Genomic DNA, 24,790 nt, shown 5'->3' on the forward strand with positions numbered 1-24,790 from the left:
ACATGTTCGCTGTCGGTAGCCTGACGCGCGGGGTCCGTGCGGAGCTCGTTGTGCGCGAGCGTCATCCACCAATCATGAGGAGTGCATGTTCATGCGAGCGAGATCGCTCGTCGCTGCCGTCGTGCTGTCGTCGTTGGCTCTTGTTGCCTGCGGTAGCCGCGCGAGTGATTCCGGTTCGTCCGACAACGCGCCGACCGGTGGCACGTCGACCAACACCGCATCCGACACCGGGGTGTCGCCGACCGAGATCAAGGTGGGTGTCATCGCGGGGCTGAGTAGCGGCCTCGGCCCTGACACGTTCTCCGCCTCGCTCTACGGCGCGACCGCCTACTTCGAGGCGCTCAACGCGCGCGGCGGGATCAACGGTCGCAAGATCGACGTGGTCGACTGCGACGACAAGGGCTCCGGCGACGGCAACGTCGCCTGCGTGCGCCAGCTGATCGACGACGACGAGGTGTTCGCGCTCGCCGGGGTGACGGCCTTCGACTACGCCGGCGCCCAGTACGTGAACTCGAAGGGTGTGCCGGACATCGGCGGCCAGCCGGTGTCCGCGGCGTACGACCAGTACCCGCACCTGTACTCGATCTACGGCAGCTACTACCCGCGGGACGGCCGCCGGCCGGGCTTCGACGGGACGCTGTACGCGGGCACCGAGAACTACCGCTGGTTCAAGGAGAAGCTCGGCGCCCGGGTGGCCRGTGTCGTCTACTACAACGTCGCCCCGTCACAGCGCTACGCGACCTCGATCGCCGACGGCCTGCGCGCCGAGGGTTACGAGGTCATCGAGGAACAGATCAACCTCGGCGCGCCGAACTGGGACGCCGCCGTGCAGGACATGAAGCGGCGCGGCGCCCAGGTCGTCTTCGACGCGATGGACGACGGTGGCAACAGCCAGCTCTGCCAGGCGATGCAGCGCCAGGACCTGACCGTGCAGGCGAAGGTGACCACCGCGCAGGGCATGGCGGGCAACATCGCGCAGATCTACGCGAACTCGCCGCAGTGCCGGAACACCATCTTCGCGACCAGCACGTCGGCGACCTTCTCCGACGAGTCGATCCCCGCGGTCAAGGCGTTCCGGGACGCGGTGGCGGCGCACGTGCCGGCGGACCGCGTCGCGAAGATGAACCAGTGGATGCTCGAGGGCTACGCCTCGGCGCAGTGGCTGGGCGACGCGATGGAGTCCTGCGGGGCGGATCTGACCCGTGCGTGCGTCGAGAAGTTCATGAACCGCTCCGAGCCCTACGACGGTGACGGGCTGCTCATCCCGCGCGGCTTCAGCAAGCTGGCCCAGGCGCCGGCGGAGTCGAAGAACTGCGTGAACGTCGCCCGCTGGCAGGATTCGGCGAACGGCGGCAAGGGCGGTTGGGTCACCCAGAGCGGTGCCTTGAACAGCACCTGCTTCACGGTGCGCAACCTGCCGTACCCGGCGGCCTGACGCCGGCCGGGGCCGTCCGGAAGCACTCCGGACGGCCCCGGACCCGCACCCGGAGAGCCGGCAGAACCGGCAGGGTCGGAAGAGGATCAGGCGCCGGCGGCGAGCAGTTCGCTCGCGCCGAGTTCCGCCGGTGTGCCGGCGAAGGTGACCTCACCACGGTGCAGCACGTACACCATGTCGGCGAGGGCGAGCGCCTCCTCGGTGTACTGGTCGGCCAGGATCACGGTCGTGCCGGCGTCGGCGACCGTGCCCAGCCAGGCGAACAGCTCGCTGGCGACCTTCGGGGACAGGCCGAGCGACAGCTCGTCCACCATGAGCACGGACGGGCGCGCCAGCAGGGCGCGGGCCAGCGCCAGCATCCGGCGCTCACCGCCCGACATCGATCCGGCCCGCTGGCCCAGCCGCTCCCGGAGCCGGGGGAAGGCATCCAGAGCGGGCGAGATGTCCGGGTTCCCGCTCGCCTCGGCGATGATCTGCAGGTTGTCGCGGACGGACAGCGTCGCGAACACGGCGCGCTCGTCCGGGACCAGCATCAGCCCGCGCCGCGCCCGGTTCACCGTGGTCATCTTCGTGATCTGCTCGTCGCGCCAGGAGAGCGTGCCGCTGCGCAGGGGGATGAGCCCGGCGATGACCCGCAGGGTCGTGCTCTTGCCCGCGCCGTTCGCGCCGAGCAGCGCCGTTACCGCGCCAGAGGGAATCGCCATGGTGATGCCGTGCAGCACCTCGATGGTCCGGTACCCGGCCCGTGCGTTCTCCAGCCTCAGCTCGACGGCCGGCAGCTCACCGTCAGCCGGCAGCTCACCGTCAGCCGGCAGCTCACCGTCAGCCGGCAGCTCACCGTCAGCCGGCAGCTCACCGTCAGCCGGCAGCTCACCCGCGTCGGCCTGCTGTCCGATGCCGGCGGACGGGCCGGACTGCGGGCCGCGCTGCGCGGGCGGGCCGGCGGGCTCGAACCGGCCGACGCCGCCGAGCTGCCCGTGTTGCCCGTACCGGTCGGGGTCGCTGTGGGAGGTCACCGGTTCTCCAGGAGGGCGCGGTAGTGGTGCGGCGGGCGGATCATCGCCCGGCCGAAGACATGGCCTGGGAGCCGGCCGCCGGCGAACCGGCCGCGGCGACGCCCGGCCCGAGGGAGGTCGTCGCCTGCGAGGTCAGCGGCCCCTGCGCCAGGTACACCGAGCGGACGGTCGGGTCGTCGCGCACCGTCTCCGGTGCGCCCTCGGCGACCACGCGGCCGCCGACCATCGCGTAGACCCGGTCGACGACGCGGAACACCAGGTCCACGTCGTGGTCGACGAGCAGGATCGCCACGCCGTCGTCGGCGATCCGGCGGACCAGCACCGACAGCTTCTCGGTCTCGGCGGCGTCGAGCCCGCTCGCCGGCTCGTCCAGCAGCAGCACGTCGGGACGGGCGCACAGCGCGCGGGCGAACTCGACGAGCCGCAGCGCGCCAGTGGGCAGCGTTCCGGCGACGGTCCCGCGGATGTCCTCGAGCCCGAGTGAGCCCAGGACCTCCTCGACGACCCCGAGCGCATTCCCCCGGCCGCGTGAGCCCATCCCGAGCAGGCCGCCCGCGTAGTCGCGGCGCCGGTTCTCCGCGGCGACGAGCAGGTTGTCGGCGACGGTGAGGCTCGGGAACAGCGAGGGCACCTGGAAGGTCTGCACCAGGCCGCGCCGGGAGCGGGCGTCCGGGCGCATCTTGGTGATGTCGCGCCGGCCGAGGTGCACGCGGCCCTCGTCGGGCTGCTCGACGCCGGTGAGCAGGCTGAACAGGGTGGACTTGCCGGCGCCGTTCGGGCCGATGAGGCCGGTGACCTGGCCGCTGGGCACGTCCATGTCGACATGCTCGACGGCCGTCAGCCCGCCGTAGCGGCGGACCAGGCCACGGGCCCGCAGATCGTCGCGGCTCATGACGCGCCTCTCTCGACCGGGTATCCGGGCAGGTGCGGTCGGTGCCCGACCAGCTCCCGGCCGTCTGTGGAGTCGTCCGCCGCCGTGCGGGCGCTCGGCAGCGCGTCCAGGCTCAGCCCGGTGCGGGCGGCGTGTGCGGCGACCGCGCTCAGCAGCGCCGCGCCGAAGGCGGTCGGTGCCGGTGCTCCCGGCGGCAGCACGATCCGCAGCTCGCCGAGAGCCGCTCCGCCGCCGGCGCCCGGGACACCGGGCACGTGGCCCGCGGCGCCGCCCGCGGCGAGACGGGCGCTGGCATGGCGGGTGGGCTGCGGCGCGGGGACGAACTCGTCGGCCAGCGTGCGGGCGACCAGCGCGAAGCCGGCCCGGACCGCGGACGCGAGGCCGCCGGGCATCCAGCCCAGCGCCAGGGCGAGGATGCCGACCGCGAGGATCGACGAGCCGGCCGGGGCCAGCACGTCGATGGTGACGATGAACGCCGCCGCGATGATCGCCCCGGCGGCGCTGTCGGCACCGAAGACGATCACGGCGGTGAACCACAGCAGGCTCTGCAGCGGCGCGAAGTCGTCCGCCGCGAACGAGGAGGAGCTGAAGGTCAACAGCCCGCCGCCGAGGCCGGCCACGACCGAGGAGACGGTGAACGCGAGCAGTTTGAGGTTGCGGACGTCCACCCCGACCGCCGCGGCGCCCTCGGTGTGGTCGCGGACGGCGAGCAGGGCCCGGCCGAGCCGGCCGTGGTGCAGGTTGCGCACAACCAGCAGGCCGACGGCCAGGCAGACCAGCTCGAAGATGTAGAAGGCCTCGTCGGTCAGTTCGGAGCCGAAGAACGTCAGCGGGTCGACGTACAGTCCGGTCGCGAAGGTCGGCTGCTCGAAGACGAAGCGGCTCACGACCGCGCCGACCGCGAAGGTCGTCAGCGCGAGGGTCAGCCCGCGCCGACGGATCGCCGGCCATCCGGTGATCAGCCCGATCGGCGCGACCAGCAGCGCGCCCAGGAACATCGCCCACATGCCGGGGATCGCCGGGATGCCGAACAGGTCGCCGTTGGCGAGCTTGAGGGTGAGCAGGGCGCCCAGGCCCGCGTAGCCGGCGACGCCGAGGGAGAGCTGGCCGCTGTAGCCGGTGAGGATCACCAACGAGAGGAAGATCAGGGCCAGGGCGGGCACCATGAACGCCGAGCGCAGGTCGGCCGGGGCGAAGGTCAGCGGGGCCAGCAGCAGCGCCGCGCCGCCGAGCTTGCCGAGGATGTCGCGCCGGGCGTCGTGCCGGCTGACCGGGCCGGCGGGGGGAGCGCCCCGGCTGGAGAAGCTCCCGGTCGAGCCGGAGTCGCCGTTGCCCAGCTCGCGCAGCTTGGGTACCACGAGCAGCAGCACCAGCAGCGCGAAGATGAACAGGTTGGACTGCAGAACGATGAGGATCTGGCCGGCGTCGCCCTCGAGGGTGAACTGCTTGAGCTCGCTCTGCAGGACGGCGATGCCCAGCGCGGTCAGCACCGCCACCGGCATGCTCGACAGCCGGGCGGCCACGACGACGGCGAACGTCTCCAGGACGAGCAGCGTCAGCCCGTACGGGTTGAGCTGGAACCGGGGCGCCAGCAGGATGCCGGTGAGGCCGGCCATCGTGGTGCCCAGCGCCCACCCGGCCGCGGCGACCCGGTCGGCGGGCACGCCGGAGAGCTCGGCGAGCTGGCGGTCGTCGACGACGGCCCGGATCTGGCGGCCGAACTTCGTCTTCGCCGCGATGAGCCCGAGCACGATGCAGAACGCGACGACCATGGCCAGCTCGGCCAGGGCGTCGACGCCGATGCGGGTGTCACCGAAGATCGTGACCGACTCGTTCGGGAAGATGCTCGGCGCGTCGCTGCGGGAGCCCAGGCCCCAGATGCCGGCCGTCATGCCGAGCGTGAGGACCAGGACGCCGAGGCTCGCGACCAGCGACTCGGCGGCGGAGGCGCGTCGACGGGCGAGCGGGCGGAACACGAGCCGTTCGAGTAGAAGCCCGATGCCGGGGGAGAGGATGCCGAGGGCGATCACCGCGGCCAGCCAGATCGGCAGGTCCCACTCGACGACCATCTCGCGGAACACGTACGCGACCAGGGTCGCGATTCCGCCCTGCGCGAGGTTGAGAACGCCGTTGGTGCGGTAGGTGACCAGCAGCCCGATGCCGGAGAGGGCCGCGATGGCCCCGATGGAGATGCCGGCGAGAGCAAGATCGATACTGGTCATCCGGTCACCCCGGGAAGGGTGTCGACGGTGCCCATGGTGTCGGTGCCCATGGTTTCAGTGCCCATGGTGTCGCCCCGGGCCCGCTCAGTACCGCTGGCCGGGCGCGGCGGTGCTGATCTCGGTGGCGCCGGTGTGGTTCGACATGGCGGGCTGACCGGGGTGGCCGCCTGCGCCGGTGTGCTCCCCGTTCGCCGCGCCGCTGGCGGCGGCCGCGATGATCAGCGTGTGCAGGTCGTCGACCTGGCCGGCGAGCCGGTTCTGCGCGGCCTGCGTCGCGTCGACCCGGTCGGCGATCAGCAGGGCGCTGCCCACAAGGACGAGCGCAAGCCCGCCGAAACCGCCGGACACGACGTACGGCAGCTGGTAGGCCACGTCGGTCTCCTTGGAGACCCCCAGGTAGCACCCCAGTAGCAGGACTCCGCCCGCCGCCGCGACCACCCACCCCCGCAGCGCTCGCACGACATCGACGACGAGGCGCGACGTAGGTCGCGCTCCGGCGGCGGCTGCGGTCTGCTCGTCCACTTCGTCTCCCCCAAGGAGCGTGTCGGCTGTGCCCGTCGCCATGACGCGCCGCGGGGCACGTCCAGCGTGCCTCGCTGTGAATCCCCGACGACAGCCGCCAGATTAGTGCGCGGAGCTCACCAGGTGGAGTGTCAGGTTGGGCGAGGGCAGTTCCCGGCCAGGTGTTGGCGGGCACGCGGCATCCGCGCGGATACCACCCTGGGAGGATATGTCCCGCTTCAATCCGCCTTATCGAGGCCTACCCACCAGACATCTGTCGGCAACCGGTCACCGCCCGTCCGGTGTTTTTTCCGGGCGGACGGCGACCCATGCGTGACCGTTGGTGGAGATGGCCCGAAAGTGCCGGCCGGGGACCGGGCTGGTGTGAGCCCGGTGAGCCTCAGCCCTCGGCGAGACCGGCCTCAGCGAGACCGGCCTCGGCGAGCTCGCTGTCGGCGGGCTCGCTGGGCTGGCGCGGGAGCGGCGGCGCGAACACCGGGGTGGCCGCCGCCGAGCACGGCCCCCCGGCGAGCACGTCGCCACCGGTCAGGTCGTCGTCGAGCAGGCCGCCGCCGAGGGCGCCACCGCCTATCGGGCCGTCGAGCGGCTCGCAGCGGTCCGCCCACACCCGGCGCCGGCCGGTGGTCGACCTGTCCTCGACCTGAAGCGGCGTGGGCACGCCGTTCAGCATCGCCTGCAGGTGCGCCCATTCGTGCGCCAGGTCCCAGGTCGCGAACGACCCGAGGTGCTCACCCTCGTAGTCGTAGACATGGAAGGGACGGCTCACCTGCTCCCCTCTCCGGCCGGGGACGGCCCGTAGCCCGGACCGTCCTCTCCCGCTCGCGGTCACGTAACTCCCTGCGCTGCGGCCGGTGCCTGGACCGGCATCGGCCGGGCTTCGGCCGCAGTCATCGTGTCACGCCGGCCCGGAGCCGATCGGGCATACCGGCGAAAGCCCCGCCGAAATCGCTGACGGTCCGACGGACACCGCCGTCACGAGACGATCGGGACGTCGCCGCGCCGCGCCGCGACCGGCTCGGGCACCGCCGTCGAGCGCCAGGCATCCGCGACGATCTTCTCGATGGTCGAGGACGGAGAGGTCCAGCCCAGGTCGGCCCGGATCCGGCGGCTGTCGGCGATGAGCGCTCTGGGTTCGGGCACCGGGGGCAGGGTCACCCGCGGCACGTCCCGGCCCGTCACGCTCTCCACCGTCCGCAGCACGTCGGTGACGCTCACGCCGAGGCCGCTGCCGACGTTGTAGACGGTGCAGCGGCCCGGCACGGTCGCCCGCAGCGCGGTCAGGTACGCCCGCGCCATGTCGACGACGTGGACGTACTCGCGGATCGACGCGCCGTCACCGTTCACCCGGAAGGCGTCGCGCCGGCCCGTTGCGACGCCGAGCGCGGCCGGGATGATCCGGCTGCTGTCCCGGTCGGCGTGCGAGCCGACCGCCCCCGCGACGTTGAACGAGCGCAGCACGACGGCGCCCAGCCGCCCGGTGGCGGCCTGGTAGGCCACCGCCTGCTCCGCGGCGAGTTTCGAGGCGCCGTAGGGATTCGTCGGCGCGGGTGCGCGTGTCTCCGGGATCGGTGAGGTACCCGTGTCCCCGTAGACGGCGCAGCTCGAGCCGAAGACGAACCGCGGGGCCACCCCGGTGGCCCGGGTGCCCGCGTCGAGGGCCGCCAGCAGGTTGGTCGTGCCCGTGACGTTCGCCGCGAAGTACCGCAGCGGCGTCTCGCGGGACTCCCGCACCCTGGTCAGAGCGGCGAGGTGGCACACCCCGTCGAACCCGCGGCTGACGCCCGCCGCGGCGAGCTGGCGTGGTTCGAGCAGGTCGGCCTGGACCACCTCGATCACCCTCGACAGCCTCGTCCGGGCCGTCGCGTCCCGGACGAGCGCGGTCACCTGGTGGCCGGCGGCCGAGAGCAGGTCGGCGGTGACGCCGCCGACGAACCCGGACGCGCCGGTGACGAGGATGCGCACAGCGGCCTGATCAGACCGATGCCCGCATGCGCAACCCGGGCAGGAGGGTCTCCCGGTGGCGCCAGGCGAGCTCCAGGCAGGCGGCGGCGGAGGGAGCGAGCGGCTCGGTGTCGACGAGCCGGCGCAGGGAGGCCTGGGTGAACGGGATCCCCTCGTGCGCCTGCCGGCCCGGCCCCGTCGAGACGACCGACCCCTCGGCGTTCGTCCGGACCATGTCGGCGAACAGCGTGTCGAACGTGTCGGCCTCCACGACCAGGACGGTGAGGATCTCGCCGAACAGGGTGAGCGCGTCGAGGCCCATGCCGAAGCAGAAGACCCGCAGCGTGCCCGCGCGGCGCGCCTGCTCGAAGGAGCGGAACGGCTCGTCGGTGTCGTAGTCGATCGGCCGGGACGAGCTGCCGTCGTGCTCGGCGTTACCCAGCAGTTCCTCGCTGAGCTCGCGCATGACGTTGCGCCACAGGTCGAAGTCGGCCTCGTGGTGGAACGGGGTGATCCCGGACGGCTGGAACACCCCCGCGGGCAGCACGTGGTACACCCCGCCCGCCGTCGCCACCGAGCCGGCGCTGCGCCGGTGCAGGACGAAGCTGGCGCTGCCCCGGTCGAGCCGGATCGTCAGGGTGTTGATGGAGGGCAGCGCGACCCGCCCGGCGAGGTCGAACGGATCGCCGATGCGGCGCCGGAACGGCAGCGCGGGCCAGGCGAGCTCGCCGCCCATCATCGCCGCCGCGGTCTCGTGCGCCACGGTCTCGCAGACGTCGACGGCGTCGAAGTAGGTGGTGTGGCCGAAGGTGAGGGTAGGGGGGGCACCCTCGGCCTCGGCGACGTCCAGCAGCCGGAAGCTGAGCCGGTTCTCGAACAGGGTCGGCCGGTCGAGGTCGCGCATCGCCCGGGTGTAGCGCTGGTAACGCGACTGCGCGCCGCCGTCGCCGACCAGCGGGCGGGTGGCGTCGGCCTCCGGCTCGGCGCCGGTGATCGCCGGCTCGCCCGCCGACTGCTCCCAGCGCAGGCCGATGTCGTTGATGTCCACCGGGGTGTCCCACACCCAGCCGGGACGGGCCAGCAGCCCGTTGCCGAGACGGTAGGCCTCCGGGTAGAGCCGGGCCGCGGCGCGGGCCAGGCTGATCCGGTGGTGGTTCAGGTGGTCCCGGGTCAGCCGCCAGGCGCGCTGGCTGCCGGCGACCTTCTCGACCGCGGAGCCGCGCGGTGGCTCACGACGCCGGTCGGCCAGACCGCCCGGGGCGAGTCCGACGTCCTCGGGTGACAGACCGAGGTTGCGCGCGATGTGGCGCAGCGTGGAGATGTCGTGGATCGCCCGCCGCCCGCTCTCGACCTTCGACACATAGGACTGGTCGAAGCCGAGGAGATCGGCGAGTTGCTGCTGGGTCAGGCCATGGGCCTGCCGGTACGCCCGTAGCAGCGATCCAATTCCAACGCTTGTTGGAGTTGGTCGCGGGGGGGTCCACAGCCAGGTTTGTCCAGTCACCCGCTGTCCTCTCGTCCGGCGTCGGAGTAACGCGAAGTGAGCATAACGAGTCGGGCATCTAGGAGCGCACACACATAAATCGAACTGTGTCTATTAGCCGAGTTTTATAGCTGACCGCGACGCCGTATGTACTTGCTGTCAATGGCTCGGGGACATGGCGAACTCGTAGCGCGACGTTCCGCCGTCTCGGCGGGCGTCCGCCGGGAAATCTCGGGGGAGCACATCTTGGCCACCGGGGGCACTTCTTGCCGCCCCCGAATCGCTCGTCGGCGATCACCGGTTCGGGATCCCGTCCGCCAGATCAAGGAAGACGACCACGACGATCAACGCAAAGACCCAGCGCAGCAGGCCCATTCGCCCCCACACGTCGCGGAGCAGGCCGCGCCCTGCGCGCCCGCCGATCACCAGAAGCGCAAGCAGCGCGCCGCCGACGACAACGAGGAAAACCCCGGCATAGCTACGATCCACGCCCAGGACGATCTCATGGTCGAGGGGTTCTCGGGACAGTAACGGGGTGGGTACTCGCGATGTCGCGCGTAACGGGCGGATTCCGTGTCCTGGCGTCGATCACGGAGCCCCTGCTCGGGCGTTTTTGATTACGCTGAGTAAGTATGAGGCGTGATGTGAATCACATAGCCTCTTAGGTGTTCGGGGCCGCTCTCAGGCATACCCACCTGCCCACCGGGGTACACAAGGCCCCGCACTCGGCAGCCCGGGTCAGCCGCTCGACGGCGTAGGGGTGCTCGCCCGGCCGGCCGCACCGCCATCGGCCCGGCCACGCACCCGAGGACTACCCGACCCCCTGCCGGCGGACCACCCCGCCGGGCCTGATGGACTACCCCGCGGCCACTCAGAGGGCTACCCCACCCTCGTCCCTAGGCCCCGCGCACGTTCCTGCCCGTCACGTGCCGCCACCCGCCCCCGCGACCGCCGCCACCCGGGCCGTGACCGGCCACCCGCCGCGGCCCGCGGGTTCGTCCGATGTGGTGCACCGGAAGCCTGTCGTCCCTACCCTGTTCCGGATGTCCACGGCGCTTCTGACCGATCACTACGAGTTGACCATGCTGCGGGCGGCTCTGCGCTCCGGCGCGGCCGAACGCAGAGCGGTCTTCGAGGTCTTCACCCGGTCCCTGCCCGCCGGCCGTCGCTTCGGAGTCATGGCCGGCACCGGGCGCCTGCTCGCCGCGCTCGCCGACTTCCGGTTCGGCCCGGCCGAGATCGACCACCTGTCCGCGACCGGCGTCGTGGATCCCGACACGGCCGACTGGCTGGCCTCCTACCAGTTCCGCGGCGACGTCGACGGGTTCGCCGAGGGCGAGCCCTTCCTGCCCGACACCCCCGTCCTCGTGGTGGAGGGCACGTTCGCCGAGTGCGTCCTGCTGGAGACCCTCGTCCTGTCGGTGCTCAACCACGACAGCGCCATCGCCGCCGCCGGCAGCCGCATGGTCGCCGCCGCCGGCGACCGGCCGTGCATAGAGATGGGTGGCCGGCGCACCCACGAGCAGGCCGCGGTCGCCGCCGCGCGGGCCGCCTGCCTCGTCGGCTTCACCGCGACGTCCAACCTGGAGGCGGCGCGCCGCTACGGCGTGCCCAGCGCAGGCACGAGCGCGCACGCCTTCACCCTCGCGCACCACGACGAGGCGGCGGCGTTCGCGGCCCAGGTCGCGGCACTCGGCGCCGGCACGACCCTGCTGGTGGACACCTACGACATCCCGACCGGGATCGCCAACGCCGTGGCCGCGGCGGGCAGCGAGCTCGGGGCGATCCGCATCGACAGCGGGGACCTCGCCGGCGGCGCCCGGGCGGCCCGCACCCAGCTCGACCAGCTCGGCGCCGAGTCCACCCGGATCATCGTCACCGGCGACCTCGACGAGCACTCGATCGCCCGCCTGGCCTCGGCCCCCGTCGACGGCTACGGCGTGGGCACCAGCCTGGTGACCGGGTCGGGCGCACCCACCGCCGGCTTCGTCTACAAACTCGTCGAGGTCGACGGTGAGCCGGTCGTCAAGACTTCTGTGGGCAAGCGCAGCCGCGGCGGGCGCAAGGACGTCCTGCGCCGCCTGGGCCCGGACGGACTGGCCGTCGCCGACCTGGTCATCCCCAGAGCACCCCTCGACCGCTCCGCCGCCCCGCGGCCCGCCGCCGGTGCGTCCGCTGCCCGCGTACCTGGCGGAGAGGCGCTGGACGGGGCTGTGGGTCGCCGGGACCGTCATCTCCTCGTCCCCCTGATGCGTGGCGGCCAGCTCGTCGCGGACACGCTCGTCGGCGCGGCCGGAGTCGCCCGGGCCCGGGAGCACCACCGGCTCGCCCTGGAGTCCCTACCGGCCGGCGCGCGCGAGGTCTCCTTCGGACGTCCATGCCTGCCGGTCGTGGTCGCAGCGGCGGAGCCGCGGACCTCCTTCTGACCGGTGAAGCCGCGGGCACCGCGGACAGGGGCGCGCCGGCACGCCTGTCGGGGAGAGGGGTGCCGGCGCGGGTGCCGGCGCGGACGGCCAGACTTGACCGGTGGCCTCCGTCTCGTCGGCGAACGTGACGTCCGGCGCGACTGGCGGCGACCAGGCCCGGATACCGGCCGTCGCCGTCAGCGTCGACGTCGTCCTGCTGACCCTGCGCGCCGGACGGCTGTGCGTCCTTGTCATCCAGCGCGACAGTGAGCCGTTCCGCGGTTGCTGGGCGCTGCCCGGCGGCTTCGTCGGCCCGGACGAGGACCTCGACTCCTCCGCGCTGCGCCAGCTCGCCGAGGAGACCGGGGTGACCACCGCCGGCCACCTCGAGCAGCTGCGCACCTACGGCTGCCCGACCCGGGACCCGCGGACCCGGGTCGTCAGCGTCGCCTACCTGGCCCTGCTGCCGAACCTCCCGCAGCCCACCGCGAGCGGGGACGGACCGCAGGCCCGCTGGTGGCCGGTCGAGGACCTGGGCTCCCCGGACGGTCCTACCCTGGCCTTCGACCATCCGCAGATCGTCTCGGACGGAGTCGAGCGGGCGCGCGGCAAACTCGAGTACACGTCGCTGGCGGCCGCCTTCTGCGAGGAGCCGTTCACCCTGGCCGACCTGCGCCGGGTGTACGAGGCTGCCTGGGGCGTGGTCCTGGACCCGCCCAACTTCCGGCGCAAGGTGCTCTCCACCCCGGGCTTCGTCGTCGCGGTCGGCCAGCGGGCCTCCCCACGCGGCGGCGGCCGCCCAGCCGAGCTCTACCGCCTCGGCTCCGCGACCGCCCTACACCCCCCGCTACTCCGCCGCTCGGTCTAGACGCCCACCAACAGCCGATCCAGTCGGTTCCGGCGCCTTCGGGGTCGCCGGAGCTCCCTGTCCTGGCGTGCATGAGGGTCCGGGCTTGCGGGCCGGGTGTTTCCCCGGGACCTGGCATCAGGAGGTTCGCGACCCGGGCTCATCGCCGGGGTCTCGCATCGCCGGGGTGTTCGCGGGCCGGGTGCTCCGCCCTGTTTGCTCTCCGTCTCCGCGCGTTTGCTCCGGTCTCAGGGTGAGTCCGTCGCTCCGAGTGGTTCATGCTCCGACTGAGGTGGTCGCTCCGCACGGTCCGCGGACCGTCCGCGCTGTTTGCTTCACGACGGGGATCGCGACCCGCCGTGCCCGGACTCCAGCCCTCCGAACTGTTCCCTCAGAGCGGCGCCTGCCGGGCGATGCCGCGCCGGGCGCCCGGGCCACGGGGACCGGCCGCGCCGCGCTGGGGGTGGGGGGTGGGTGCGCGGCGACTGTCGGTATCGGGGCGGGCTGGGCTGGCGGTGCTGCGTGGCGGTGATCACGGGTGTCGGGCGGGGTCGGGCCTGCGGCGCGGGCCTGGTGCGGCCGGGACCACGGTGTCCGTCGTTCCGGAGATCACAGCGGTGTCCGTTGTGACCGTGCGCGACGCAGGGCCGGTCCCCGTGAAGTCCCGATCGGGAGGCGTAACAATAGACGTCGTGTCCGTCACTGCCGTGTCTCCGATTGACGTCGAGGACGTCGAGGACTCCCCCGAAGACGATCGCCTCTGGGTGACCATCGTCTGGAACGACCCGATCAACCTCATGTCCTATGTGACGTACGTCTTCCGCAAGCTCTTCGGGTACAGCGAGCGGAAGGCGACCAAGCTCATGCTCGACGTCCATCACAAGGGGCGGGCGACGGTGGCGTCCGGCACCCGGGAGGAGATGGAGGCCGCGGCGGAGCGGCTGCACACCTACGGCCTGTGGGCCACCATCGCCCAGGACTGAACGTCGCGGGCTGAACGTGATCGGGAGCGGATGATCGGGAGCGGAGGCGTGTGAACGGGTTCCGGCGCACCAGGGCCGGGATCGAGCTGCGGCTGCCCCGGCTCGAGTCGTCCCTGCTCACCGAGCTGTTGGGTCAGGTCGACGCGTTGCTGGAGGCGCCGCCGGTCGACGATCCGCTGGAGGCGCTTGTCGGGCTGCGCGACACCGCCCCGCCGCCCCCGGAGGATCCCGCGGTCGCGCGGCTGCTGCCCGACCCCTACCCGGACGACCCGCTGGCCTCCGGGGACTTCCGGCGCCGGCGCACCGACGAGGCCCTGGCCCGTAAGCGTGACGCGGCCCGGCGCGTGCTGGCGGCCGTGCCGGCGCCCGGTGCCGTCCTGGTGCTCGACGAGGACGCGGCGCAGGACTGGCTGACCGTCCTCAACGACCTGCGGCTGGTGCTCGGCACGCGGCTCGGTCTCACCGACGACGAGTCGACCGCCGAGCTGGAGAATCTCACGCCCGAGGATCCGCGCCGGCCGATCGCCGCGGTCTACGCGTTCCTGACCGAGCTGCTCGACGAGCTCACCCGGGCGCTGCTCTAGGCCGAGCCAGGCCGGCCCGGGGCGGATCGGTGCATCCGGTCCCGAAGTGGGGCGGTTCCCCGGCGCCGTAACCTGGTGCGAGCCGGTCGTGGTCAGGTCTGTGTTCACATGGACGCCCGATCCGGCCCGTTCGCGTCGTACGGTTGTCGCGTGCTGCGCATCGACCGAACCCACTACGAGGCGATCGTCGCCCATGCCCGCCGCGACCATCCCGACGAGGCGTGCGGCGTCATCGCCGGGCCCGAGGGCTCGGATCGGCCGGAGCGTCACATCCCGATGGTCAACGCCGCACGCTCACCCACCTTCTACGAGTTCGACCCGGCCGAGCAGATCAAGGTGTGGAACGAGATGTTCGACCGCGACGAGGATCCGGTCGTGATCTACCACTCCCACACCGCCACGGAGGCGTACCCGTCGCGCACCGACATCTCCATCGCGGGGTACCCCGAGGCGCACTACGTCCTCGCCTCGACGCGGGATCCGGAGACGATCGAGTTCCGCTCCTTCCGGATCGCGGACGGTGAGGTCACCGAGGAACCCGTGGAAATCCTCTGACGCCCATGTGACGTTCTCATAGAGCGGCGGCGACGGACGCGCGTGGTGGGATGCCTGTGAGCGAAGGGCATCCGGTCGCGCGAGCCCGTGACCTGCCGGGCGGCACCGACGGCCCCGCGGAACCGACGCCTGCGGACCGACGCCCGCAGCACCGACGGCCTGCAGTACCGATGGCCTGCAGCACCGATGACGCAGTACCGATGCAGTACCACCGCCCACGCCGGGCGGCGCGCCGCGGCGGACCCGCCGGCGGCACCAGAGGAAGGAGCACCATGGCAGTCCAGGTCCGTGTGCCGACGATCCTGCGCAGCTACACGGGAGGCGCCAAGCTGGTCGAGGGCACGGGCGACACGCTCGCGGCGCTCTTCCACGACCTCGACTCCCGGCACCCCGGGCTGCGCGGGCGGCTGATCTCCGGCGAGGGTGACGGCGAGCTCCACCGCTTCGTCAACATCTACGTCAACGACGAGGACGTCCGCTTCCTGGGCAGCCTCGACGCCAAGCTCAGCGACGGCGACAATGTGACTATTCTCCCCGCCGTCGCCGGTGGCTCCGCCACCGTACCGGCGACTTTGGGCGAGGTGACTATTCTCCCCGCCGTCGCCGGTGGCTCCGCCACCGTTGACTCCGCTGCCGACGACCTAGCCGGCGGCTGCGCTCGGGTGCCGATCTCGTCCGGCATGGCTACCCGGCTCTTCTGATCAGGGCGGCAGGTCCCTACTCATGCGTTACGACTCCCTGGTGGACTCGGTAGGCCGAACCCCGCTGGTCGGACTGCCTCGGTTGTCTCCCTCTGCGGAGGTCCGACTCTGGGCGAAGCTGGAACAGGACAACCCCACCGGTTCGATCAAGGACCGGGCGGCACTGTGGATGATCGCGGACGGGGAGAAGCGAGGACTGCTCACCCCGGGCGCGACCGTCCTCGAGCCCACGTCCGGCAACACCGGGATCTCGTTGGCGATGGTCTGCAGCCAGAAGGGGTACCGGCTGGTCTGCGTGATGCCGGAGAACACCTCCGTGGAGCGCCGCCAGCTGCTCCAGATGTGGGGGGCCGAGATCGTCTCGTCCCCGGCGGCCGGCGGCTCGAACGAGGCGGTCGCGGTGGCCAAGCGGCTCGCGGCGGAGAACCCCGACTGGGTGATGCTCTACCAGTACGGCAACCCGGCGAACGCGCAGGCGCACTACGAGACGACCGGCCCGGAGATCCTGGAGGACCTGCCGGGTATCACCCATTTCGTGGCGGGGCTCGGCACCACCGGGACGCTGATGGGTACCGGTCGCTACCTGCGGGAGCACAAGCCCGACGTCGTGATCGTCGCGGCCGAGCCGCGGTACGGCGAGCTCGTCTACGGGCTGCGCAACATCGACGAGGGCTTCGTCCCGGAACTCTACGATGCCTCGGTGCTGACCTCGCGGTACTCGGTCGGCCCCCGGGACGCGCTGCGCCGCACGCGTGAGCTCGTCCAGCAGGAGGGGATCTTCGCCGGGATCTCGACGGGGGCGATCCTGCACGCCGCCCTCGCGCAGGCCGACCGCGCGGTGCGGGAGGGACGGCGGGCCGACATCGCCTTCATCGTCTGCGACGGTGGTTGGAAGTACCTGTCGACCGGTGCGTACGCCGGCACGCTCGCCGAGGCCGAGGCCGCGCTCGAGGGACAGCTCTGGGCCTGAGCGCGTAGCCGCGAGCCCAGCCCCGCCCCGTTCTGGCCCATCGGCGCGGGGCGGTGCCGGCGTGCGACCGCGGCGCCGGGCCGCCCGGGGCCGCGGTCGCACGCCGTTTCAGCGTGGAGGCGGCGCCAGCGTGCCGATGAACGCGGCGAGGCTGCGTAGCGCCCGGCCCCGGTGGCTGATCAGGTCCTTCTCGTCCGCTGTGAGCTCGGCGTTGGTCCGGGTCGAGCCTTCGGCGACGAACAACGGGTCGTAGCCGAAGCCCCCCGTGCCCCGTGCCCGGGTGAGCAGCCGCCCCCGCAGGGTGCCGTAGACGACGTGCTCGACGCCGTCCGGGGTGACCAGCGCCGCGGCGCACACGAACGCCGCGCCGCGCCGCTCCTCGTCGACGTCGTCGAGCTGGGCCAGCAGCAGGGCGTTGTTGGCGGCGTCCCGGTCGGCCCGGCTTCCGTCACGGATCCCGGACCAGCGCGCCGAGCGCACCCCGGGCATCCCGGCGAGCTCGTCCACGGTGAGCCCGGAGTCGTCGGCGATCGCCGCGAGACCCGTCGCGGCCACGGCGGCGCGTGCCTTGATGAGGGCGTTCTCGGCGAAGGTCGAACCTGTCTCGGGCACCTCGGGGCCGTCGGGCAGCGCGACGACGTCGACGTCCAGCCCGGTCGCGGCGAGGATGCGGCCCAGCTCGGCCAGTTTCGCCTCGTTGCGGCTGGCGAGCACGACCTGGCGCGGCACCGCGCTCACCGAGCTCACCGTGACCCCGTGCCCTTCCCGCCACTGCCCCTGCCGGCAGTGGCGCGTTCCGGGGCGGGCGGGCCGGCGGCCGGCGGGGCGGCCAGCGCGGCGTTCTGGATCTCGGTCAGGCGGGTGCAGCCGGTCACGGCGAGGTCGAGCAGCTCGTCGAGCGTCGACCGTTCGAACGGGGTGCCCTCGGCCGTCCCCTGGACCTCGACGAAGCCACCCGCGCCGGTGCGGACGACGTTCATGTCCGTGTCGGCGGTCGAGTCCTCGGTGTAGGCGAGGTCGAGCATGGGCACGCCGCCGACCACGCCGACGCTGACCGCGCAGACACTGGTGACGATCGCCGCGGGACGTCCCAGCCACCGGCAGGCGTCGGCGAGCGCCACGTAGGCGCCGGTGATCGCGGCGGTGCGGGTGCCGCCGTCGGCGAGCAGCACGTCGCAGTCGATGGCGATGGTGTTCTCGCCGAGGGCCTTCAGGTCGATCGCGGCCCGCAGGCTGCGCCCGATCAGCCGGGAGATCTCGTGGGTCCGCCCGCCGATCCGCCCGCGGACGGACTCCCGGTCGTTGCGGGTGTGCGTGGCTCGCGGCAGCATCGAGTACTCGGCCGTCACCCAGCCCAGGCCGCTGCCCTTGCGCCACCGGGGCACCCCCTCGGTGACGGAGGCCGCGCACAGCACCCTGGTCCGGCCGGCGGAGATCAGCGCCGACCCCTCCGCGTGCTCCTGCCAGCCCCGCTCGATCGTCACGTCGCGGAGCTGGTCCGTGGTTCTGCCATCGACTCTGATCACGGGAGGAGACCCTATCGGCGCAGGCCGGCCGGGGTTGCGTCGGACGGCCCGCGAGCGTGCTCAGACGTGTTCAGACGTGGTCAGATCTCGTAGGAGGTGCCGGTGCTCGCGAGCGTCAGATCGCCGTCGAACGCGTCCGCGGCCTCGCCGTGGGTGCGTTCCACGTTGCCCCAGGGCACGAGGTGGGTCAGCACCAGCCGCCCGACACCGGCGCGGGTCGCGTGCTCACCGGCGTCCTTGCCGGTCAGGTGCAGGTCGGGCGGGTTGTCCTCGCCGTCGAGGAACGACGCCTCGCACAGGAACAGGTCGCTGTCGTGGGCCAGCCGGACGAGCCGGTCGCACACCCCGGTGTCGCCGGAGTAGGTGAGCGTCTTCCCGCCGGCCGTCACCCGCACCCCGTAGGCCTCGATCGGGTGCGCGACCCGGGCCAGGTCGATGGCGAACGGCCCGACGTGCAGGCGGCCGGGACCGATCGTGCGGAAGTCGTAGATGTCGGCCAGGGAGTCGTCCGGCCAGCGCTCGAACGCGCCGCACAGCCGCTCCTGGGTGTTGATCGGCCCGTACACCGGGAGCTTGGGCGGCATCCCCTCCGGGTGGTAGCGCCGGGCGTAGGACGTCGCGACCAGGTCGAGGCAGTGGTCGCCGTGCAGGTGGCTCAGCAGCACCGCGTCGACGTCCCGGATGTCGCAGTGCCGTTGCAGCTCACCCATGGAGCCGTTGCCGGCGTCCAGGACGAGCCGGAAGCCCTCGTCCTCGATCAGGTAGGAGGAGCAGGCCGAAGCGGGGCCTGGGTAGGTGCCGGAACAGCCCAGGATCGTCAGTTTCATCGTCCCACCGCCTGTGCCTGCCGGGGGGCCGCCGCCGGGGCGATGCTCACCGCCGTGATCTCGGGGCCCAGGAAACGGCGGCCCACCCGCGCGAACGCGGYGGGATCACCGGTGGTCAGGAAGCGATGCGCCGGGGGCGGCAGGTCGGGGTCGCGGAAGAGGCCGTCGCGGGCGAGCACCCGGTAGGTGTCCTTGGCCGTCTCCTCGGCGCTGCTCACCAGTGTGACGCCCTCTCCCATGACGAGACCGATGACGCCGGTCAACAGTGGATAGTGGGTGCATCCGAGAATCACTGTGTCCACGTCGGCTTCCTGCAACGGTGCCAGATACGCCTCGGTGAGTCCCAGCAACTGCCGGCCGGACGTGATGCCGCGCTCGACGAAGTCGACGAAGGYCGGGCACGCCACGCTAACCAGCTCGGTGCCCGCAGCCGCCGCGAAGGCGTCCTCGTAGGCCCGGCTGGTGATCGTGGCGACCGTTCCGATGACTCCCACTCGACCACTCCGTGTTGCCGCGACGGCACGGCGGGTCGCGGGCACGATGACCTCGACCACCGGTACGTCGTAGCGTTCCCGGGCATCGCGCAGGCATGCCGCGCTCGCGGAATTGCATGCGATGACGAGAAGTTTCACACCAGCGGAGACGAGTTCGTCCAGTGCGGCGAGGGCGTACCGGCGTACCTCGGCGATCGGCCGCGGCCCGTAGGGGGCGTGCGCGGTGTCGCCGATGTAGAGCAGCGACTCTCCTGGCAGCTGGTCCAGGATCGCGCGCGCAACGGTGAGACCGCCGACTCCACTGTCGAACACCCCGATGGGCGCGCCGCTCATGAGCGATGAGACTAAGCCGGAAACCTGCTGCTCACCCTGTGGCTGTCATCACGAAACCAATGTCCGATCCCGGACTGACGTCTCGTCGCGGACATGCCCGCCGCCGCGGGACGGCCTTCGCATCCCCGGCATTCCGCCAGGCCGCGTCGGCCCGGCAGTGCCTCGCCGGACAGCGTAAGGACGAACCGTTCGACGTGTCATCGTGACCGATCTCTCCGGGACGGCAGCTGCCCGTCTCCAAACCTCTCCTGATGGTCGCCCGGCGCGTTCAGGTGGGTACTCCATACGGGGACAGGGGCAGCAAACAGGGTGTAGTCTAGAACTGCCTGTAATCGATCAGTGACTAAAAGCTATCGAGCAGGTAGGTTGAGGACGCGACTGAGGTGTCCGGGTCGTTCCAATCCGTCCCCGGCCCGTGACACCCCAGTCGCATCCTCGATCATGCCCCGGTACCCCCGAGAGTGGTGGTCGGCCGCTGCGGCGGCCAACACGGCGGCCTGGGCCCGTGTGGTCGCTGAGCTGCGGGTCGGGCACGGCCGGCCCGTGGCGGGGTGGCCGGTCGGCCCGGTGCGAGGCGGCCGGTCGGCCCACTGTCCGTGGACCTGGCGATTTTGGTCCGTAGTGCCGCTGACCTGCGGCGCCGTCTCTCGGTGGCACTGTCGGCTTGGCGTCGATCCACCCCACCGGCCCCGTCCGAGGCGTAGGAAGGCATCGTGGCGCGGTTGAGGGTGGCGGCGGTCGGTGTTTTCGGCATCGCCCTCGGGGGGATGTTGATGCATGCCGTCCCGATGCCGTCGGCATGGGTGTGGTTGGTCGCAATGATCTTCGTCGTCGTCCTGGGGGTCAACATCACTGCCTGGCTTGTGGTCCCGCGGGTCATCGGATCCGTCGTCGCGTCCATCCGTCCGCTTCCGGCCGGCGGGGGCTCGTTCGACCGCGACCGCGACGCGGAGTGGTCGTCGTCCTCGGAGTGGCAGCCGGAGGCGTGGTCGTCGAGCTGGGACTACGCCGGCGGGGACGGCCCCGACGCGGGTGACGGCGACGGTGACGGTGCCGACGAGGACTGGTCCGTCGGACGTCCCGGCAGCGGGCAGGGACGCCGGCGCGTGCGTGGGCATGACGGCTCCTCGTCGACCGGCGGCGCCTCGTACGGCTTCGGCGTGTCCAGTTGGTGAGCTGCCAGTCCAGCTGGTGAGGCGGGCCCGGCCCGGTGGACGGTCAGCTCCGCGCCCACCCGGCGATCCGAGCGCCCGGCCGGCCTCGGCGCGCCGGCCCAGCGGCGGAGTCAGCCCAGCAGGTGGCGCCGGTGGCGCCAGGCGAGAGCGATGAGGGCGGCGCCGGCGGCCTGCATCGGTTCGTGGTGGACCAGCCGATCAACGGTCCGCTCGGTGAAGGGGATCCCCGGGGTCCGGCGTTCTGGTCGCGGGCCGGTGGCGGTGCCGGCGCGGTCGGGCTCAGGGACGGCTGGCCTGGAGGCGTCCAACCGCGCGAGGTTCTCGCCCTCCGCGTTCGTGCCGACGAGGCCGGCGAACAGCTCGTCGAAGGCCGGCGCGTCGAAGACCGCGACGGTGAGAAGGTCGGTGGCGAAGGTCAGCGGGTCCACCCCGAGCCCGAGCACGGACACCCGCACCGCGCCCGCCTGCCGGGCCGCGGCCAGCTCCGCCGCGAACGGCCAGCGCCCGTAGTCGATGGGCCGCGTGTCGCTGCCGTACTCCTCGGCCGTGCCCAGCAGCTCCTCGGAGTACTCGCGGGTGATCGACCGCCACAGGTCGAAGTCGTTGCGGATGTTCCACTCCGCCGGCCCGGAGGGCTGGAACACCCCGACCGGCACCACCTGCAGCAGACCACCGGCGTGACCCACCTTCGCCGGGTCCCGGCGGTGGAGGAGCACGGTCGCCGTCCCCGTCCGGCGGTCCCAGCGGATCGTCAGGGTGCTGATGGCCATGCTCGCCGGCCGCCGGTGAAGCTCCCAGGGCATGCCCACCGCCCGCCGCACAGGAAGACCCTCCGCGCCCTGCGTGGCGGCCGCGTACTCGTGCGCGCAGGCCTCGCCGACGTCGAGCCCGTCGAAATAGCTGCCGAGCCCGAACGACAGGGTGCCGCGCGCCCCCGGCAGTGACAGGTCGGCGTCGCACAGCCGGTAGGTGGGGAGATCGACGAACAGCGCCGGCCGGTCCAGGTGGGCCACCGCCGCCGCGTAGCCGCCGTAACGGCTGCCATCCGCGCGCAGCGGCCGGACGCCCTCACTCACCGGCTCCCGCCCGGTCAGCCCGCCGGGCTGCTCCCGACCCGGGTCGAGATCGATCACCACCGAGTCGATCGGCACCGGCTCCGGCGGGATCCACCCCGGTGCCGCCAGCAGCGGCGTGCCGGCGACCCGCGCGTCCGGCGGGTACTCCCGTGCCGCCAGGACGGCGAGCGGGTGCCGCCGCCGTTTCAGCTCGCCCCGGACCCGCAGCCACTCCCGCTCGTCCGCCGTCATGCCGCCGGAAGCTCCCTCGGACATCCGCCTCACCCGTCCCTCACGCCTCCACGTCCCGGCCAGCCGTCCAGCCCCGTTCCCGGGAACCTTTCCGGTGGCGGCTGATGACAATGAGAGCGCCGTCAGCCCGTGGCGAACCCGTCAGACGACCGGCCGCACGTGCCTCGCGCAGGCGCCGCCTCGCCCGGGGGTCCCGTTCGGGTATCTCGTCCGAAGCAAGTTGTCCCGGCGGTATATGGAGAGGCTGCGACAACTCACTTCGCCGCGCGGCGGCCAGCCCCGCCCGTCCGTCGCCGGGTCAGTCGGTGTCCTGGAGCGGGCCGAGGACCTCGTCGGCGAATCGTCGCATCCCGTCGATCGCCTCGCGGGAACGGGTCCACGGCCGGACGATCAGGCGGGTGACGCCGGCCTCGGCGTAGGGCGCGACGTCGGACGGACGGCTCACCTCGCCGTTGAACGTGACCTCGACGGGGGTGGTGCGCCCCGCGCGCTCGGCCAGCTCAACGAGTCGGGCCAGCGAGCCGGGCAGGTCGGCGAACTTGTGGTTCATCGGCATCCAGCCGGTACCGACGGTCGCGGCGCGGCGCAGCGCCGCCGGCCCGTCCCCACCGATGTGCAGCGCCGGGCCCGGCCGCTGGACCGGCTTCGGCTCGAACGCGACCGCCCCGAAGTCGAAGAACTCGCCGTGGTGCTCGACGACGTCCTCGCTCCACAGCCGACGGCACACCTCGATGGCCTCGTCCACCCGCGGGCCGCGACGGTCGAAGTCAAGGCCGACCGCCTCCCACTCCGAGCGCAGCCAGCTCGCGCCGATCCCGAGCGCGAGCCGCCCGCCGGAGAGAATGTCCACGGTCGTCGCCGCCCGCGCCGTCACGAACGGATGCCGCAGGCCGATGTTGTAGACGTTCGTGCCGAGCAGGATCCGCGTCGTCCGCGCCGCCAGGTGGCTGAGAAGCGCCAGCGCGTCGAAGATCGGGACGTTGGACGGGATCGGCGGATGATCCGAGCCCTGGTGCGGGCTGCCCGCCGAGGCGATCGGCACGACGAGATGCTCAGGTACCCAGATCGACTCGTACCCGAGCCGATCGGCCTCCTCCGTGACCTCGTTCCATAACCGGGGATTGACCCCGCCGAGGTGCAGTCCGAACTTCATCGGGGCAGACTACGCCCTGTCAGCGCAGAGACGCCCGGACACGGGAAGACCGGGAAGAAGGCAACGACCTGTGACACGGGCCGACAGCCCCTTGGACCACTGGGAACCCGCAAGCCTGACCGAAACGGCTTCGATCTTCGCCGCCTTTCCTGCCCCGTGGTGGATCGCCGGCGGATACGCGATCGAACTCGCGGTAGGTCACCAGTTCCGCGGGCACTCCGACATCGACGTCGCCGTGCTCCGCCGGGACCAGCTGGCCGTCCAGCGGGTCCTGGCCGGGTGGGAATGGTGGGCCGCCGATCCTCCCGGCGCACTACGGCGCTGGGAGCCGGGCGAGACGCTGCCGTTCGGCATCCACGACATCTGGTGCAGGCGAACTCCCGATGGGCCGTGGCGGATCCAGGTCATGCTGGAGGAAGCCGCCGGGACGGACTGGGTGTCGCGGCGTGATCCCCGGATCCGGCGTCCGGTCTCCTCGCTCGGACACGCCGGCCCCACGGGCATCCCCTATATCGCGCCGGAGGTGCAGCTCCTTTACAAGTCCCAGGCGTCACGCCCGAAAGACGAGACTGACTTCGCTGCCGTGCTTCCGCTGCTGGCAACAGATCGGCGACGATGGCTCAGCGACGCACTCGCCGCCACCCACCCCTGGCAGCGGCGGCTCTCCCCGGACGCAAAGATAGATCTGATCGTCCTGTACTGCTCCGACCTCTCCGCCTGTCACGAGTTCTACCAAGATCTCGGTCTGGAGTTCAGGCGGGAGCGTCATGGGACCGGCCCCGACCACTACGCCGCCACCTTCGCCGACGGAGCTGTTCTCGAGCTCTACCCGGCAGGAGCCCGGGGGCCGACGGGACGGGTCCGGATCGGACTCACGGTACGGCGAGCGGACCTGGGTGATACGCAACTCACGCCGGGCCGTCATGTGCTCCAGGACCCGGAAGGCCACGCGGTCGACGTCCAGGTAGTGGGCTGAGTCGTCGTCGCCCCTGTACTCCGCACGTTCGTGCGGTGTCCTGAACGTGTGACTCTTTGATCTTGTGGTGTGTTGATCGCCCTGGTGTGTAGGGCTTCCGGTCTGGGACGGTTCGTCGTGTGCTGGCTGCCGCGGATCTGCTCTACGGGCCCCCGAGCGTGGAGAAGTTCCTGGGCCCGCTGCCGGTGGTCTGTGACCTGCTGGCACGCCTCGACCTGGTCGGCATCATCGACCGGCTCTGCCCGATCCAGGAGAAGAAGGCCCGCTACACCCACGGCCAGGTCATAGCCGCGCTGGTCGCCAACCGGCTGTCCTCCCCGACGCCGCTGGTCCGGGTCCAGCGCTGGGCCGAGAAGTGGGCGGTCGCGGAGATCTTCGGGATCGAGCCGGACGCGCTCAACGACGACCGGTGCGGCCGGGCCCTGGAGGCCCTGGCCGAGCAG

25 protein-coding genes are annotated in these 24,790 nt (G+C 72.1%); 11 read left to right on the top strand and 14 right to left on the bottom strand.

Annotation, left to right across the window (positions count from 1 at the left end):
- The first annotated feature begins 91 nt into the window (after positions 1 to 91).
- Entirely contained in the window at positions 92 to 1,435 is a 1,344-nt protein-coding gene (locus BBK14_RS07355) for an ABC transporter substrate-binding protein (protein ID WP_071060471.1), read from the top strand.
- An 86-nt stretch (positions 1,436 to 1,521) separates the two neighbouring features.
- On the opposite strand, the gene BBK14_RS07360 is transcribed toward BBK14_RS07355, so the two are convergent.
- The 8 genes from BBK14_RS07360 to BBK14_RS07395 form a co-directional block, all read right to left on the bottom strand.
- Positions 1,522 to 2,451, bottom strand: a complete 930-nt coding sequence (locus tag BBK14_RS07360; protein WP_083390782.1) for an ABC transporter ATP-binding protein — start codon at positions 2,449 to 2,451, stop codon at positions 1,522 to 1,524.
- A gap of 40 nt (positions 2,452 to 2,491) precedes the next feature.
- Entirely contained in the window at positions 2,492 to 3,343 is an 852-nt protein-coding gene (locus tag BBK14_RS07365; RefSeq protein ID WP_071060414.1) for an ABC transporter ATP-binding protein, read from the bottom strand.
- Positions 3,340 to 5,565: an ABC transporter permease gene (locus tag BBK14_RS07370; RefSeq protein ID WP_071060415.1), complete on the bottom strand. Its 2,226-nt coding sequence runs from the start codon at positions 5,563 to 5,565 to the stop codon at positions 3,340 to 3,342. The genes BBK14_RS07365 and BBK14_RS07370 overlap by 4 nt, the downstream gene beginning before the upstream one ends.
- Before the next feature lie 84 nt (positions 5,566 to 5,649).
- Positions 5,650 to 6,087 carry a hypothetical protein gene (locus BBK14_RS07375; protein WP_020463117.1) on the bottom strand — a complete coding sequence of 146 codons (438 nt, stop codon included), beginning with the start codon at positions 6,085 to 6,087 and terminating at the stop codon, positions 5,650 to 5,652.
- Positions 6,088 to 6,466: 379 nt separating this feature from the next.
- The gene (locus BBK14_RS07380) at positions 6,467 to 6,853 is read right to left on the bottom strand and encodes a hypothetical protein (RefSeq protein WP_071060416.1); all 387 of its coding nucleotides are present in this window, start codon (positions 6,851 to 6,853) and stop codon (positions 6,467 to 6,469) included.
- Between the two features lie 206 nt (positions 6,854 to 7,059).
- A complete protein-coding gene (locus BBK14_RS07385) occupies positions 7,060 to 8,049 on the bottom strand; it encodes an NAD-dependent epimerase/dehydratase family protein (protein WP_071060417.1) in 990 nt (329 codons plus the stop codon).
- Positions 8,050 to 8,059: 10 nt separating this feature from the next.
- Entirely contained in the window at positions 8,060 to 9,532 is a 1,473-nt protein-coding gene (locus tag BBK14_RS07390) for a helix-turn-helix domain-containing protein (protein WP_020463114.1), read from the bottom strand.
- Positions 9,533 to 9,805: 273 nt separating this feature from the next.
- Entirely contained in the window at positions 9,806 to 10,000 is a 195-nt protein-coding gene (locus tag BBK14_RS07395; RefSeq protein ID WP_018504245.1) for a hypothetical protein, read from the bottom strand.
- 554 nt (positions 10,001 to 10,554) lie between these two features.
- Between BBK14_RS07395 and BBK14_RS07400 the strand changes: the two genes are divergently transcribed.
- The 7 genes from BBK14_RS07400 (at position 10,555) to BBK14_RS07430 (ending at position 16,556) form a co-directional block, all read left to right on the top strand.
- Entirely contained in the window at positions 10,555 to 11,937 is a 1,383-nt protein-coding gene (locus tag BBK14_RS07400; protein WP_071060473.1) for a nicotinate phosphoribosyltransferase, read from the top strand.
- A 100-nt stretch (positions 11,938 to 12,037) separates the two neighbouring features.
- Positions 12,038 to 12,784, top strand: a complete 747-nt coding sequence (locus tag BBK14_RS07405) for an NUDIX hydrolase (protein WP_083390784.1) — start codon at positions 12,038 to 12,040, stop codon at positions 12,782 to 12,784.
- 671 nt (positions 12,785 to 13,455) lie between these two features.
- The gene (gene clpS / locus BBK14_RS07410; RefSeq protein ID WP_071060418.1) at positions 13,456 to 13,746 is read left to right on the top strand and encodes an ATP-dependent Clp protease adapter ClpS; all 291 of its coding nucleotides are present in this window, start codon (positions 13,456 to 13,458) and stop codon (positions 13,744 to 13,746) included.
- A gap of 50 nt (positions 13,747 to 13,796) precedes the next feature.
- Complete coding sequence (locus BBK14_RS07415; protein ID WP_071060419.1) at positions 13,797 to 14,330, top strand: DUF2017 domain-containing protein; 534 nt, start codon at positions 13,797 to 13,799, stop codon at positions 14,328 to 14,330.
- Between the two features lie 150 nt (positions 14,331 to 14,480).
- Positions 14,481 to 14,885, top strand: coding sequence for a M67 family metallopeptidase (locus tag BBK14_RS07420; protein ID WP_041256606.1), 405 nt, complete (start codon positions 14,481 to 14,483; stop codon positions 14,883 to 14,885).
- Positions 14,886 to 15,157: 272 nt separating this feature from the next.
- Complete coding sequence (locus tag BBK14_RS07425; protein WP_071060420.1) at positions 15,158 to 15,586, top strand: MoaD/ThiS family protein; 429 nt, start codon at positions 15,158 to 15,160, stop codon at positions 15,584 to 15,586.
- Positions 15,587 to 15,608: 22 nt separating this feature from the next.
- The gene (locus tag BBK14_RS07430) at positions 15,609 to 16,556 is read left to right on the top strand and encodes a PLP-dependent cysteine synthase family protein (RefSeq protein WP_071060421.1); all 948 of its coding nucleotides are present in this window, start codon (positions 15,609 to 15,611) and stop codon (positions 16,554 to 16,556) included.
- 108 nt (positions 16,557 to 16,664) lie between these two features.
- On the opposite strand, the gene rdgB is transcribed toward BBK14_RS07430, so the two are convergent.
- The 4 genes from rdgB to murI all read right to left on the bottom strand — a co-directional run bounded on the left by rdgB (position 16,665) and on the right by murI (position 19,736).
- Entirely contained in the window at positions 16,665 to 17,294 is a 630-nt protein-coding gene (gene rdgB / locus BBK14_RS07435) for an RdgB/HAM1 family non-canonical purine NTP pyrophosphatase (protein WP_020463106.1), read from the bottom strand.
- A 5-nt stretch (positions 17,295 to 17,299) separates the two neighbouring features.
- Complete coding sequence (gene rph / locus BBK14_RS07440; protein ID WP_071060425.1) at positions 17,300 to 18,082, bottom strand: ribonuclease PH; 783 nt, start codon at positions 18,080 to 18,082, stop codon at positions 17,300 to 17,302.
- Between the two features lie 80 nt (positions 18,083 to 18,162).
- On the bottom strand, positions 18,163 to 18,909 hold the full coding sequence (locus tag BBK14_RS07445; protein WP_071060429.1) for an MBL fold metallo-hydrolase: 747 nt from the start codon (positions 18,907 to 18,909) through the stop codon (positions 18,163 to 18,165).
- Positions 18,906 to 19,736 carry a glutamate racemase gene (gene murI / locus BBK14_RS07450; protein ID WP_071060432.1) on the bottom strand — a complete coding sequence of 277 codons (831 nt, stop codon included), beginning with the start codon at positions 19,734 to 19,736 and terminating at the stop codon, positions 18,906 to 18,908. The genes BBK14_RS07445 and murI overlap by 4 nt, the downstream gene beginning before the upstream one ends.
- A gap of 713 nt (positions 19,737 to 20,449) precedes the next feature.
- Here murI and BBK14_RS07455 point away from each other — a divergent pair.
- Positions 20,450 to 20,911: a hypothetical protein gene (locus BBK14_RS07455; protein WP_083390785.1), complete on the top strand. Its 462-nt coding sequence runs from the start codon at positions 20,450 to 20,452 to the stop codon at positions 20,909 to 20,911.
- Positions 20,912 to 21,021: 110 nt separating this feature from the next.
- Here the strand turns inward: BBK14_RS07455 and BBK14_RS07460 are convergent, their stop codons facing one another.
- Together BBK14_RS07460 and BBK14_RS07465 are read right to left on the bottom strand one after the other, a co-directional pair.
- Complete coding sequence (locus BBK14_RS07460) at positions 21,022 to 22,242, bottom strand: transcriptional regulator (RefSeq protein ID WP_071060433.1); 1,221 nt, start codon at positions 22,240 to 22,242, stop codon at positions 21,022 to 21,024.
- Between the two features lie 274 nt (positions 22,243 to 22,516).
- The gene (locus BBK14_RS07465; protein ID WP_071060435.1) at positions 22,517 to 23,371 is read right to left on the bottom strand and encodes a TIGR03619 family F420-dependent LLM class oxidoreductase; all 855 of its coding nucleotides are present in this window, start codon (positions 23,369 to 23,371) and stop codon (positions 22,517 to 22,519) included.
- A 70-nt stretch (positions 23,372 to 23,441) separates the two neighbouring features.
- Here BBK14_RS07465 and BBK14_RS07470 point away from each other — a divergent pair, with 70 nt between their 5' ends.
- Positions 23,442 to 24,347 (top strand): VOC family protein, encoded by a 906-nt coding sequence (locus BBK14_RS07470; protein ID WP_071060438.1) that lies wholly within the window; start codon positions 23,442 to 23,444, stop codon positions 24,345 to 24,347.
- A gap of 119 nt (positions 24,348 to 24,466) precedes the next feature.
- On the top strand, positions 24,467 to 24,790 hold a 324-nt coding region (locus BBK14_RS07475), incomplete at its 3' end, for a DUF4277 domain-containing protein (protein ID WP_241831261.1).

The sequence above is a fragment of the Parafrankia soli genome (assembly GCF_001854695.1).
GTDB classification, from domain to species: Bacteria; Actinomycetota; Actinomycetes; order Frankiales; family Frankiaceae; genus Parafrankia; species Parafrankia soli.

Excerpts from the sequence above, each read along its gene's own strand:
- BBK14_RS07365 (WP_071060414.1), bottom strand. The coding sequence starts at position 3,343 with ATGAGCCGCGACGATCTGCGGGCCCGTGGCCTGGTCCGCCGCTACGGC.
- BBK14_RS07370 (WP_071060415.1), bottom strand. The coding sequence starts at position 5,565 with ATGACCAGTATCGATCTTGCTCTCGCCGGCATCTCCATCGGGGCCATC.
- BBK14_RS07400 (WP_071060473.1), top strand. The coding sequence starts at position 10,555 with ATGTCCACGGCGCTTCTGACCGATCACTACGAGTTGACCATGCTGCGG.
- BBK14_RS07425 (WP_071060420.1), top strand. The coding sequence starts at position 15,158 with ATGGCAGTCCAGGTCCGTGTGCCGACGATCCTGCGCAGCTACACGGGA.
- BBK14_RS07430 (WP_071060421.1), top strand. The coding sequence starts at position 15,609 with ATGCGTTACGACTCCCTGGTGGACTCGGTAGGCCGAACCCCGCTGGTC.
- BBK14_RS07445 (WP_071060429.1), bottom strand. The coding sequence starts at position 18,909 with ATGAAACTGACGATCCTGGGCTGTTCCGGCACCTACCCAGGCCCCGCT.
- BBK14_RS07460 (WP_071060433.1), bottom strand. The coding sequence starts at position 22,242 with ATGTCCGAGGGAGCTTCCGGCGGCATGACGGCGGACGAGCGGGAGTGG.
- BBK14_RS07465 (WP_071060435.1), bottom strand. The coding sequence starts at position 23,371 with ATGAAGTTCGGACTGCACCTCGGCGGGGTCAATCCCCGGTTATGGAAC.